The 12,813-nt window shown below is 74.9% G+C and carries 7 protein-coding genes; all 7 read left to right on the top strand.

Annotated features, from left to right (window positions below; all coding sequences use genetic code 11):
* The first annotated feature begins 20 nt into the window (after nucleotides 1–20).
* Nucleotides 21–1,202, top strand: coding sequence for an acyl-CoA dehydrogenase family protein (locus ABEB00_RS03200; protein ID WP_345617289.1), 1,182 nt, complete (start codon nucleotides 21–23; stop codon nucleotides 1,200–1,202).
* Nucleotides 1,195–2,646 carry a class I adenylate-forming enzyme family protein gene (locus ABEB00_RS03195; RefSeq protein WP_345617288.1) on the top strand — a complete coding sequence of 484 codons (1,452 nt, stop codon included), beginning with the start codon at nucleotides 1,195–1,197 and terminating at the stop codon, nucleotides 2,644–2,646. The genes ABEB00_RS03200 and ABEB00_RS03195 overlap by 8 nt, the downstream gene beginning before the upstream one ends.
* Before the next feature lie 37 nt (nucleotides 2,647–2,683).
* Nucleotides 2,684–2,944, top strand: a complete 261-nt coding sequence (locus ABEB00_RS03190) for a hypothetical protein (RefSeq protein WP_345617287.1) — start codon at nucleotides 2,684–2,686, stop codon at nucleotides 2,942–2,944.
* Nucleotides 2,945–2,957: 13 nt separating this feature from the next.
* Nucleotides 2,958–3,941, top strand: a complete 984-nt coding sequence (locus ABEB00_RS03185) for a hypothetical protein (RefSeq protein ID WP_345617286.1) — start codon at nucleotides 2,958–2,960, stop codon at nucleotides 3,939–3,941.
* Nucleotides 3,938–4,660: a 4-hydroxy-tetrahydrodipicolinate reductase gene (locus ABEB00_RS03180; RefSeq protein ID WP_345617285.1), complete on the top strand. Its 723-nt coding sequence runs from the start codon at nucleotides 3,938–3,940 to the stop codon at nucleotides 4,658–4,660. The genes ABEB00_RS03185 and ABEB00_RS03180 overlap by 4 nt, the downstream gene beginning before the upstream one ends.
* A 412-nt stretch (nucleotides 4,661–5,072) precedes the next feature.
* A complete protein-coding gene (locus ABEB00_RS03175) occupies nucleotides 5,073–6,986 on the top strand; it encodes a non-ribosomal peptide synthetase (protein WP_345617284.1) in 1,914 nt (637 codons plus the stop codon).
* Complete coding sequence (locus ABEB00_RS03170; RefSeq protein ID WP_345617282.1) at nucleotides 6,986–12,796, top strand: type I polyketide synthase; 5,811 nt, start codon at nucleotides 6,986–6,988, stop codon at nucleotides 12,794–12,796. Before ABEB00_RS03175 ends, ABEB00_RS03170 begins: the two co-directional genes overlap by 1 nt.
* Nucleotides 12,797–12,813: the final 17 nt, after the last annotated feature.

Genomic DNA, 12,813 nt, shown 5'->3' with positions numbered 1-12,813 from the left:
GCAGTGTGTCCATCTCCATGGTGAGCAACAGCATCCTGACCCCACGGCTGACCGAGGCGCACCGGGACCTGTCCCGGCGGGCGTCGGACTGCCTCACCCCGCAATGGCTGGAACAGTGGCGGACCGCCCCCGGCGGACATCTCCGCAAGGACGCCTGGCGCGAACTGGCCCGCCGCGGCCTCATGGGGGTGTCGCTCCCCGTCGAGCACTCCGGCCAGGGGCTCGGCCTGCTCGGCGCGCTGGTGCTCGGCGAGGCCCTGGCCGGGATCGGTGACGGCGGACTCGCCCTCGGCATGCACGTACAGAACGAGATCGCCTGCGACTGGCTGGTCTCCGCCCAGGACGACGAGTTGCGCGACCGGTTCCTCCCGGGGCTGGTCTCGGGCGAGCTGGTGGCCTGCCAGTGCGACACCGACCCCAGCGCGCGGGAACCGGCCACCGCCGTCACCGAGGGCGACCAGGTGGTGGTGACCGGCGTGAAGAAGTTCGTGGTCAACGGCGCCCACGCCGACCTGTGCTTCGTCAGCGTCCAGTTGGACGGCGAACCGGCCATCGTGCTGGTCGAGAAGGCCACCTCCGGCGTGCGGGTGACCGAGGTCTACGACAAGTTCGGCACCCGCTCCGTGGACTCCGCGCGGGTGGAGTTCGACTCGGCCCGGGTGCCGGTGCGCCAGGTGATCTCCCGGCGCGGCATCAGCCAACTGATGCGCTGGAACCGGGTGATGTCCCGGATGCGGTTCCTCATCGCCGCCGACGCCTTCTACACCCACCGCACGCTCCTGGAGCACCTCGTGCGCCACACCACCGCACGCGAACTCGGCGGCCGGCCGCTGGCCCGATGGCCGGTCAACGAACACGCCCTGGCCCGTGCCCGCGCCGACCAGGAGCTGATGGAAGCCGGCCTCGCCGAGTGCTTCCTGCGGCTGACCGAGGGCGGCAGCACCGTACCGGAGATCGCCGAACTCAAGTGGTTCTGCGTGGAGAAGGCCACCGAGCTGGCCTCCCTGGCCACGGATCTGGAGGGCGGCGCGGGATACATGTGGGACAGCACGGCGCTGCGCGCCCACGCCCAGCTCCGCGGCTTTCGGATGTCCGGCGGCAGCCAGACCACCATGCTCACCGTCGCCAACCACTCCATGGCCTGCCGGGCCGAACTCGACGCGCCCGCCCTCGCCGCCGCCCCGGGGAGGCGCCGTGGCTGAGCGGCCGGCGCTGAGCGAGGTCTTCCTCGACGCCTGCGCGCAGCACGCCGGGCGGCGAGCCGTCGTCGACGCCGACACCGAGCTGACGTACGGTCAGCTCGCCGGCCGGGTCACCGACCGGGCCCGCGCCCTGGGAGACCTGCTCGGTCCCGACGAGCACCGGATCGCCCTGTACGCCGCCAACAGCGCCGACTATCTGATCTCGTACTACGCCCTGCTCCTCGCCGGACGCCTGCCGTTCCTGGTGGACGCGCAGTTCGGCGCCACGGAGCTGCGGGGCATCAGGGACAGCGCCGGCGTCCACACCTTCCTCACCGACAAGCCCGGCCGCTTCCCGCTCCCCTCCGGCCTCGTACCCGTGCCCGGCAGCGGCCAGGTCCTGGCCCGGCCGACGGACCCCGGTCCCGACGTCACGCCGCCCGCGCCCCGGCCGACCACCGCCACCTGCCGGTTCACCTCGGGTACCACAGGCGCCCCCAAGTGCCTGGAGTTCTCCCACACGGCCGTGCACAGCGCGGCCCGCAACTGGACGGCGGGCACCGGGCTCGACGCCGGCGACCGGGTGCTCTGCCTGGCCGCGTTCACCAACGGGCTGGCCTTCAACACCTCGCTGCTGCCCGTCTTCCTGGTCGGCGCCGAACTCCACATCTACCGGGGCCTGCCCACGTCCGGCGGCATCGCGAAGGCCCTGCGCCGCTCGGCCGCCACCCGCCTGGTGGCCTTCCCGCTCGCCTACCGGCTGCTGGCCGAGGCGCCCGCCGCCGAGCCGGAGGCGTTCTCCGACCTGCGCCTGGCGGTGTCCGCCGCCGCGGTGCTCGATCCGGCCGTCCGGGAGAGCTTCGAGTCCCGCTACCAGGTGCGGATCGCCGACTACTACGGCATCGCCGAGACCGGCCCCTGCACCTTCGAGCGGGACCCCGGCCACACCGAAGGTCTCGGCACCGCGCTGCCCGGCGTGTCCCTGCGGATCGTTCCGGGCGAGGACGGCGACGCCGAGGTCCGGGTGCGCACCGCGTCGATGGCCACCTGCTACCTCAACGTCCCCGGCGGCCTGGAGGAGCGCCTGGACACCGAGGGCTACTACCGCACCGGTGACCGCGGCCTGATCCATCAGGACCGGCTGCACATCACCGGGCGGATCAGCGGACCCGTCAACCTCGCCGGACGCAAGGTCGATCCCACCGAGATCGAACGGGTGGTGCTCGGCATCGACGGAGTGCGCGACACGGCGGTCTTCGCCGACCGGGACGCGCGGGGCGAGACCGTCCTGCACGCCGTGGTCTGCGGCAGCCTCGCCCGCGCCGATGTCGTGGGCGTCTGCCGGGCGAAGCTCGCGCCCTACAAGGTGCCCGGCCGGATCACCTTCCTGCCGGTCATCCCCAGGTCGTCCGCCGGCAAGGTCCGGCTGACCGAGCTGCGCGAACTCGTCAACGACATGCCGTAGCACGCACGCCGCGTGCCTCATACAGGAACGGATGCACATGACCGACGAAGGCATCGACACCGGTCTGCGCGAACAGATCGAGAAACTCGTGGAAGTCGCCACCGGACGGGTGGTGACCGTCGCCGATCTGCGGGCCGCGCAGGGATCGCTGGACATGGCCGGGGTCAATTCCATCGGCTACATCAACCTCATGGAGGCACTGGCACAGCGCTTCGGCGCGGTCATCGACCCCGAGGCCGACCCCCAGCACCTCATGTCCGTCGACTCCATCGCGCGCTTCGTCCGCGCCCACGCCTGAGCGGAGAAAAGCTGTGAGCGTTGCACACCGGACCGCACCCGCGGACGGCCCGCCGCTGGACGCGGTCGACGCGCGCCGGCGGGAGCTGGACGAGATCTGGGCGTCCGAACCGTTCGCCGAGGCCGCCGCGCGGACCGAACACCTGCTGGCCGTCCTGCCGCTGCTCGACCTGTTCCCGCACGATCCGGACGGCCACGTCTCCCGCGTACGCTCCGGTGCACGACGCGCCGCCCTGGGCCTGTTCACCCCCAACAGCGAGTTCGCGCTGCCCGTCCCCGCGGTCCGCGCCGAGCACAACGGCGACGGCCGGCTGACGCTCACCGGACGCTTCCGGTACGCCGTCGCGGACGCCGAACTCTCACTCGTCCCGCTCCGGGCCGCCGCCGGGGACCCCCCGCGGCTCGCGCTGCTGCCGCACACCCTCGCCGGGCTGCGGCGGTACGGCGCCGGGCGCGCCGACGGCTGGGGCTGGATCGAACTGGACGGCGTGAGCGTCGCGGAAGGCGCCCTGTCCCACCCGGTGTCCTGGGCGCCCCAGGGCCCGCTGGCCCCGGTGTTCGACGCCTACGCCTGGGAGTTCTCCCGGCGCTCGCTCACCTGGAGCGCCCGGGTCGTCGCCGATCTGCGGCGCGAGCTGGCGCTCACCGGCAGCGGCACCGAGGCACTCAGCACCTCGCAGTACCTCGCGCACGAACTCAGCAAGCTGGAGATCGAGCTCTCGCTGGCGCTGGCGCTCGCCAGCTTCGGGGCGGAGTTCAAGGGGGAGGAGCCCGGCGGCACCTCGGTAGCCGCCGTCCTGCTCGCCTCGACCGACCTGCTGCACCGCACCGTGCGGGTCGCCGAGGACATGAGCACCGAACTGGGGCTGGAGAACAGCGCGGTCGGCGCCGCCGACTGGCCGGCCGACACCGTGCAGGCGTTCTTCGGCGGCCGGCGCATGGCCGGCGGCGTACTGGCCCGCCGGATGGGCCTGTGGCCCCAGGACGCGCGGTCGTGACGATCCCCACGGTGGTCTGCGGACGCGGCGGCCGGATGGCGAACCTGATCGCCGACGCGGTCGAGCGCGCTCCCGGTGTGCGCCTCGCGGCCCGGCACACCGTCCGGCCCGCCGCCACCGGCGGGGCGGCGCTGGTCACGGACCTCGCCGACGTGCCCGGGACGCGGCCGGTCGTGGTGGACTTCACGGCGCGCGAGGCCACCGCCGCGCTGCTGCGGCAGGCGCTCACCACGCCCTGTCCCCTGGTCATCGGCACCAGTGGGCTCGGCGAGGCCGAGCACGCGCTGGCCGCCGAGGCGGCCCGGGGCCGTGCCGTGGTGATCGCCGCCAACTTCAGCCTCGCGCTGCTGGCCCTGGCCCGGTTCGTACGGGACCTCTCCGAGCAGGTCGGCGAGGGCTGGGACGCGGGTGTCGTGGACGTGCACTTCGCGGGCAAGCGCGACCGTCCCAGCAACACCGCCCGCTTCCTCGCCGACCAGTGGCGCCCGGGGCGGCCGGGCCGCCGGGAGCCCGACATCGGCGCGTTCCGGATGGGTGACGCGGTCAGCGAACACCGGGTGCTGGCCGCGGGCACCGGAGAACACGTCGAGGTGCTGCACCGCGTGGCCGACCGGGCGGCGTTCCTGCCGGGCATCCTGCGCGCGGTGCGGTTCGCCGCCGACGCGCCGCCCGGGGTGTACTCGCTGGAGGACGTCGTATGCGCGGCCGTGCCCGAGTGACCCGGCCGCCCGCGGCACACCGGCCCCGCCGGAGCGGGTCGCGGGCCGGCGAACGCCCGTATCCCGGGCAGGCGCCGCACGGGACCGCCACGCACCGGACGGACCGGCTCCCGTCCGGCCCCGGGCACGGAACCGGCGGCGGGCCGGGTGGCGGGACCGGCGGCGGGACCAAGCGCGGACCGGACGGCGCCGCCCCCGTACCCCACCGGTCCGGCACCTGCGACCGGCGGCGGCCCGCACGGATGCGGCCCGCGCGGATGCGGGGCGCGCGGATGCGGGGCGCGCGGATACGGGTCGCACGGATACCGGTCGCGCGGATGCGGGTCCGCGCCCGCGGCATCCGGCCGCCGGCCGCCCGGCCCGGCGCCGAACTCCTCTCGCGGGGCACCGCACACGAAGGAAGCGAGCACTCATGACCGGCACACCGCACCAGCCCTTCACCCATCTCGGGCAGTTGCTCGACCACCAGGCGGCGCTGCGCCCCGACGCCGCCGCCCTGCACGCGCCGGGGCGGCAGCCGACCGGTTACCGACGGCTGCGGGACCGCGTCGCGCTGACCGGCCGCACGCTGGCCGGTCTCGGGGTGGGCCGCGGCAGCCGGGTCGCCCTCGTCCTGCCCAACGGCCCCGACCTGGCGCTCGCGTTCCTCGCGGTGGCCGCCCACGCCACCGCCGCCCCGCTCAACCCGGCGTACCGGGAGCGGGAGTTCGCGTTCTACCTCGACGACATGGGCACGGACGCGCTGCTCGTCGAGGAGGGCAGCGACTCGCCGGCGATCGCCGTGGCCAAGGACCGCGGCATCCGGGTCATCGAGCTGGTACCCGACGCGTCCGGCCCGGCCGGGACGTTCGGCCTGCGTTCCTCGACCGAAGCGGCGCCCGCCGCCCGCACCGGGTGGGCCGCACCGGACGAGACCGCGCTGATCCTGCACACGTCGGGCACCACGGCGCAGCCCAAACTCGTCCCCCTGACCCATGCCAACCTGGGCGCCGCGGCCGGCAACACCCGCGCGGCCTTCGCCCTCGGCGACCGCGACCTGTGCCTGAACGTCATGCCGCTCTTCCACGCGCACGGCCTGACCAGCACCCTGATCGCCGCCCTGGCCGGCGGCGGCGGCATCGTCTGCACCCCCGGATTCTCCGACACCCTCTTCTTCGACTGGCTCACCGAGTTCCGGCCCACCTGGTACACCGCCGTGCCCACCATGCACCAGGCGCTGCTCGCGGTGGCGGGCGAGCACACCGCCGAACTCGGCGCCGCCCGACTGCGGTTCATCCGTTCCGCGTCGGCCCCGCTGCCCGGCCCGGTGCTGACCGCGCTGGAGGACGCCTTCCGGGCGCCGGTCATCGAGGCGTACGGGATGACCGAGGCCGGCTCGCTGGTCACCAGCAATCCGCTGCCCCCGGGCACCCGCAAACTCCGTTCCGTGGGTGTCCCGGTCGGCGAACCCGTCGCCGTGCTGGACAAGGCCGGACGGCCGCTCGGCCCCGGGCAGCAGGGCGAGATCGCCATCCGGGGTGCGAACGTGACGGCCGGGTACGAGCACCACCCGGAAGCCAACCGGGCGGCCTTCACCGACGGCTGGTTCCGCACCGGCGACGAGGGCCGGCTCGACGAGGACGGCTACCTCTACGTCGTCGGGCGCAGCAAGGAGATCATCAACCGGGGCGGCTCCAAGGTGTCCCCGGCCGAGGTCGACGACGTCCTCACGGGCCACCCCGCCGTCAAGGTCGCGGTGACGTTCGGGCTGCCGCACCCCACGCTCGGCGAGGACGTCGCCGTGGCGATCGTGCCGCACACCGGGACCACCGTCACCGAGCGGGAGATCCGCGAGTTCGCCGCGGCGCGCGTCGCCGACCACAAGGTCCCCAGCCGGGTGTTCCTGGTGGCCGAGGTCCCCAAGAGCCCGGCCGGCAAGGTGCAGCGGCTCAAGCTCGCCGAGATCGTCTCCAGCGCCGCCGCCGAGCCGGCCCGGGAGCCGCGGGGTCCCCTGGAGCGGCGGATCGCCGCACTGTGGGCCGAGGTGCTGGAGCGCGACCGGGTCGGCCTGGACGAGAACTTCTTCGACCTCGGCGGCAACTCCCTGCTGCTCACCAGGCTCTCGGCCAGGCTGCACGCGACCTTGGGCCGCGATCTGCCCGTGGTGGTCCTCACGATGTACCCCACCGTCGGCTCGCTCGCGGCCCACCTGGCCGGTGACGGCGACGCCGAGGTGGCGCCGGCGGTCGGCGGGGGGCGCAGGGAAGGCGCGGCGGACCGCGGCAAGGACCGGCTGCTGCGCAAGCGCGGCCTCAGGAAACGGACCGTGACCGAGGAGAGCGACTGATGGAGCACACCGCCACCGCGCACGCCCCCGGGGCTCCGGCCGCCCCGCCGACCCCGCCCGCGCGGGACGCGAGCGGACCGGAGGGGACCGCCGCGCGCGAGGTCCCGCGGGACGGGGACGTCCGGGACTCCCCGGACACCCCGACCGGTCTGGAGATCGCCGTCATCGGTCTGTCGTGCCGCTTCCCCGGGGCACCCGACGCCGCGGCCTTCTGGCGCAACCTCAGCTCGGGCACCGAGTCCATCACCGTGTTCACCCCCGAGGAGCTGAAGGCGGCCGGTGTCCCCCAGGAACAGATCGACGACCCCGACTACGTGCCCGCGCAAGGGGTGCTGGAGGGTGCCGACCTGTTCGACGCGGAGTTCTTCGGGTTCAACCCGAAGGAGGCCGGTCTGCTGGACCCCCAGCACCGGGTGCTGCTCGAATGCGCCTGGGCGGCCCTGGAGGACGCCGGGTACGACCCCAAGTCGGTGCCGGGCCCGGTGGGTGTCTACGCGGGCTCGTACTACGGCAGTTATCTCGCCCAGCTCGCCACCGACGCCGACCCCACCGACGCGGCCGAGGAGTTCGCCCGCAACCTCGCCAACGAGAAGGACTACCTGGCGACGCGGATCGCCTACAAGTTCGGTCTGGTCGGGCCCGCTCTGACGGTCCAGACCGCCTGCTCCACCTCGCTCGTCGCGGTGCACCTCGCCTGTCAGGCGCTGCTCAGCGGCGACTGCGACACGGCGCTGGCGGGCGGCGCGACCGTCCGGGCCCGGCAGGCCGGCTACGTCTTCCAGCCCGGCGGCATCTTCTCCTCCGACGGGCACTGCCGCCCGTTCGACGCCGCCGCGCAGGGCACCGTCGCCTCCAACGGCGCCGGCCTGGTCGTCCTCAAACGCCTGGAGGACGCCCTCGCCGACGGCGATCCGATCCGCGCCGTCATCAAGGGCTCGGCCGTGGGCAACGACGGTGCCGAGCGGGTCGGCTTCACCGCGCCCGGCGCGGCCGGCCAGGCCCGCATCATCGCCGCCGCCCTGGAGACGGCCGGGACCGACCCGGCGACCGTCGGCTACGTCGAGACGCACGGCAGTGGCACGCCCGTCGGCGACCCGATCGAGATCGAGGCCCTCACCCGGGTCTTCCGCCGGGGCGGCGCCGCTCTCGGCGGCTGCGCGATCGGCGCGGTCAAGGGCAACATCGGGCACACCCACGTGGCCTCCGGCATCGCGGGACTCATCAAGACGGTCCTCGCGCTCCAGCACCGGCAGCTCCCGCCCAGCCTGCACTTCGACAAGCCCAACCCGGACATCGACTTCGACGCGACCCCGTTCTACGTCAACACCCGGCTCGCCCCGTGGCGCGACGACCGCGGGCCGCGCCGGGCCGGCGTCAGCTCCTTCGGCATGGGCGGCACCGGCGCCCACGTGATCCTGGAGGAGGCGTCCTCGTACACCGCGCCCGGCCCCTCCCCGGCAGCGACCGCGGCCACCACCGGTGCCTCCACGGGGGCCACGACCGGGGCGGCACCGGCGTCCGACGCGGACCGGCCGCAACTCCTCGTGCTGTCCGCCCGCACCGCGGCCGCCCTCGACGAGGCCACCGACCGGCTCGCGGAGCGCCTGGAGACCGCCGCGGAACTCCCGCTCCCCGCTGTGGCGCACACTCTGCAGAGCGGCCGCCGGGTCTTCCCCCACCGGCGCTTCCTCGTCGCCGACGGCCTGCCGCAGGCCGCTGCCGCGCTGCGCGCCCGCGATCCCCGCGGCGTGCGCGGCGGCCACCACGAGGGCCCGGCACCCGAGGTCGCCTTCCTGCTGCCCGGCCTCGGTGAGCAGCGCCCCGGCATGGGCCGCGAACTCTACGACCGGCAGCCGGTCTTCCGGGCCGCCGTCGACCGCTGCGCCGAGATCCTCCGCCCGCACCTCGGACTCGACCTGCGCACCCTGATCCATCCGGCGCCCGAGCCCGCGACCACCGCCGGCGGCCGCCCCGACCTGCGCCGCCTGCTGGGCCGGGGCACCTCGGGCAGCGGCGCCCCGCGCACCGACCTGGACCGCACGCTCTACGCGCAGCCCGCCGTCTTCGTGCTGGAGTACGCTCTCGGCCTGCTGTGGCAGTCCTGGGGGGTGCGGCCCGCCGCGCTGATCGGCTACAGCATCGGCGAGTACGCGGCCGCCTGCCTGGCCGGGGTCCTCTCCCTGGAGGACGCCCTGGCGCTCGTCGCGTCCCGGGCCCGGCTCATCGAGGAACTGCCCGCCGGCGCCATGCTCGCGGTGCCGCTGTCCGAGCGGCGGGTGCGTTCCCTGCTCGACGAGGGCCTGTCGCTCGCGGCCGTCAACGGCGCCGAGCTGTGTGTCGTCGCCGGACAGAGCGAGCGGATCGACGCGCTGGCGGAACGCCTCGCCTCGGAGGACGTCGCCGTCCGGGCCCTGCGCACCTCCCACGCGTTCCACTCGCACATGATGGAACCGGTCGTCGAGCGGTTCACCGAACTCGTCGCCGGTGTCCCGCTGGCCCCGCCCCGCATTCCCTACGTCTCGAACGTCACCGGTGACTGGATCACCCCGGAGCAGGCCACCGACCCCGTTTTCTGGGGCCGTCACCTGCGCCACCCGGTGCGCTTCGCGGACGGTGTCGCCCGGCTGTGGGGCGACGCCGGGCGGCTGCTGCTGGAGATCGGTCCCGGGCAGTCCCTGAGCAGCCTCGCCCTGCAGGCCCGGCCCGCCGGCCAGGACGGGGACCGCCGGCCGCCGGCCTTCGCCTCCCTGCCCGGCGAGTACGACCGGCAGCGCGAGGAGGGCTTCCTGCTCGCCACCGCCGGCAAGCTCTGGTCGGCGGGCGTCGGCCTGGACTGGCCGGCGCTGCGCGGCAGTGACGCCGGCGCCGGCCCGAGGGTGTCGCTGCCGTCCTACCCGTTCGAACGCCGCAGGCACTGGATCGATCCGGGCCCGGCGCGGCGGACCGGGACACCCGTGCCGTCCCTGGCGAAGAAGCCGGACCTCGCCGACTGGTTCCAGGTCCCCGTCTGGGAACCGCTGCCTCCGCACCCCGCCGGGGGCCGCCCCGGCGTGCGGACCGGGACCGGAGCCGACTGGCTGCTCTTCCTCGACGAGCAGGGCACGGGCGACTCGCTCGCCGAGGGACTCACCGCGGCGGGCCACCGGGTCACGACCGTGCGGGCCGGCGACGGGTGGCGGCGCCTCTCGGACAGCGCGTACGAGATCGCCCCGGGCGACGGCGAGGACTACCGGCGCCTGGCCGCCGACCTGGACGCGCACGGCAGGTTCCCCGGGCACCTGGTCCACCTGTGGACGGTCGGACCGCGCCGCCCGCTCGACGTCACCCTGGAGCGCGGGTTCTCCAGCCTGCTGCGGTTCAACCACGCGACGGCGGGCCGCGACGGCGCGGCGGTGCTGGACATCGCCGTGGTCACCAGCGACGCGCACGCGGCGCCCGGTACCGGGGAGCCGGCTCCGGAGAAGGCCACCGTCCTCGGTCCGTGTCTGGTGCTGCCGCTGGAGCAGCCGGAGACCGCGTGCCGTGCCATCGACATCACGCCGGCCGCGGGGCCGGCCGGCACCGACCGTCTCCTCAGCGAACTGCTGCACCCGTCCGGGCGCCCGCTGACCGCGCTGCGCGGCCGGGACCGCTGGGCACCCGGCCACCGGCCGGTCCGGCTGACCGCCGAGGACGCCGCGGCGGGCCGTCCCCGTCCCGGCGGCGTCCACCTGATCACCGGTGGCTTCGGCGGAGTGGGCCTGACCCTCGCCCGCCACCTGGCCCGGACCCCGGGCACCCGGCTGGTGCTCGTCGGCCGCAGCCCGCTGCCGCCGCGCGAGACCTGGGACGACTGGCTCGCCGAACACCCCGCCGACGACCCCGCCGCGCGGCGCGTCCTCGCCGTACGCGAACTGGAGGAGCTGGGAGCGGAGGTGCTCCCGGTCGCGGCGGACGTCACCGACGAGGCCCGGATGCGGGCGGTCGCCGACGAGGTGGTCGGCAGGTTCGGCGCGGTGCACGGCCTGGTGCATGCCGCCGGTGTGCCCGCCGTGGGCCTCGCCCAGCTCAAGGACGTCGACACGGCGCTGAACGTACTCGCCCCCAAGGTGGCGGGCGGACTCGTCGTCGAAGCCCTCGCCCGGGAGCTGCGGCCGGATTACACCGTGCTGTGCTCCTCCACGCTGGCGCTGACCGGCGGTGTCGGGCAGGTCGACTACGTGGCGGCCAACGCCTTCCTCGACGCCCTCGCCCACGGCGGCGACCCGGCCGGCGGCCCGCGGCTCGTCTCCGTCAACTGGGACGGCTGGCAGGACGTCGGCATGGCGGCGCGCCTGATCGGCGAGAGCGGCCCGCGCCCGACCGGCGGGAGCGGCACCGGTGGCGGGCGCGGCGGCCCGGTCGACCATCCCCTGATCGACGAGTGCCTGGCCGACGACGACAACCGGGCGGTCTACGCCGTCTCCCTGTCCACCGCGACCTCCTGGCTGATCGACGAGCACCGCATGGCGGGCAGCGCCGTCGTGCCGGGCACCGGCCATCTGGAACTGGTCAGGGCCGCCCACGAGCACCAGCACGGCGGCACCGGCGTCGAGTTGCGCGAGGTCACCTTCCTCTCGCCGGTCGTCGTCGGCGAGGACCGGCGCCACGAGTTGCGGGTGGTCCTGGACAAGACCGCGCGGCCGACGCGGTTCGCCGTGGTGAGCCGCGCCGTGCCGGAGGACCCGGGAGCCGACGGCGACGGCGACGGGTGGCACCTCCATTCGACCGGTGAGGTCGGCCCGCTCACCGATCCGGGGCCCGCGCGGCGGCACGATGTGGCCGCGCTGATCGCGGACGCGGGCATGCGGGACCTCGGCGCCGTCGAGCACACCGGGCCGATGGGGTTCGGGCCCCGCTCGCGCTGCCTGCGCCGGGTGCACCTGGGCGAACGGGAGGCGCTCGCCGAGCTGGAGCTGCCCGAGGAGTTCACCGACGACCTGCGGCACCTCGGGCTGCACCCCTCCCTGCTCGACCTGGCCGCCGGTTTCCACGGCATGAACCTGGCCCGGGAGTTCCGCATCCCGCTCTCCTACGGGAAGCTGCGCCTGTTCTCCCCGCTGCCGCGCCGGATCTTCAGCCACCACCGCTTCCACGGGCCCGACGAAGCGGGCAAGGAGATCTTCACCGCGGACTTCACGCTGCTCGACGCGGACGGCCGGGAGGTCGCCGTCATCGAGGACTTCGTCCTCAAACGCGTCGCCGACCTGAGCACCCGGATCGGCGCGCTGCGCGACGGCACCTCGGCCGAGGTCGCCCCGTACCGCTTCCCGCCGGCCGCCCGCTCCGCGCGGGCCGACGGCGCGGCGGGCGGTCTGCGGGACCACCTCGACCAGGGCATCCGGCCCGAGGAGGGGGTGGAGGCGCTGCTGCGCGTGCTCGGCTCCGACGTGGGACCCCAGGTCGTCGTGGTCACCAAGGACCTGGACGCCGTCCGCGCGGACGTGCTGCGCACCAGCATGGCCGCCCCGGCCCCGGCGGCCGGAGCGGACACCGGGGCGCACCCGCGGCCCCAGGTCGGCACCGCCTACGCGGCGCCCGCCGACTCCGTGCAGGCACGGCTCGCCGCGCTCTGGGCGGAGCTGCTCGGGCTCAGCGAGATCGGGATCCACGACGACTTCTTCGAACTGGGGGGCCATTCCCTGCTCGGCGTGCAACTGGTCGCCCGGGTCCGGCGCATGTTCGGCGTCAACGTCCCGCTGAGCGCCCTCTTCGAGGCGCTGACCGTCGCGGAGTTCGCCGACGTGCTCCGCCCCCGGCTCGGCGCGAGCCCCGTCCCCCAGAACACCTGAGTCAAGACCTAGAAGGA

Origin of the sequence: Streptomyces ziwulingensis (assembly GCF_039542605.1) — a bacterium.
GTDB lineage: Bacteria > Actinomycetota > Actinomycetes > Streptomycetales > Streptomycetaceae > Streptomyces > Streptomyces ziwulingensis.
The sequence above is the reverse complement of the archived record's forward strand: the minus strand, read 5'-3'. Positions and strand labels throughout refer to the sequence as shown.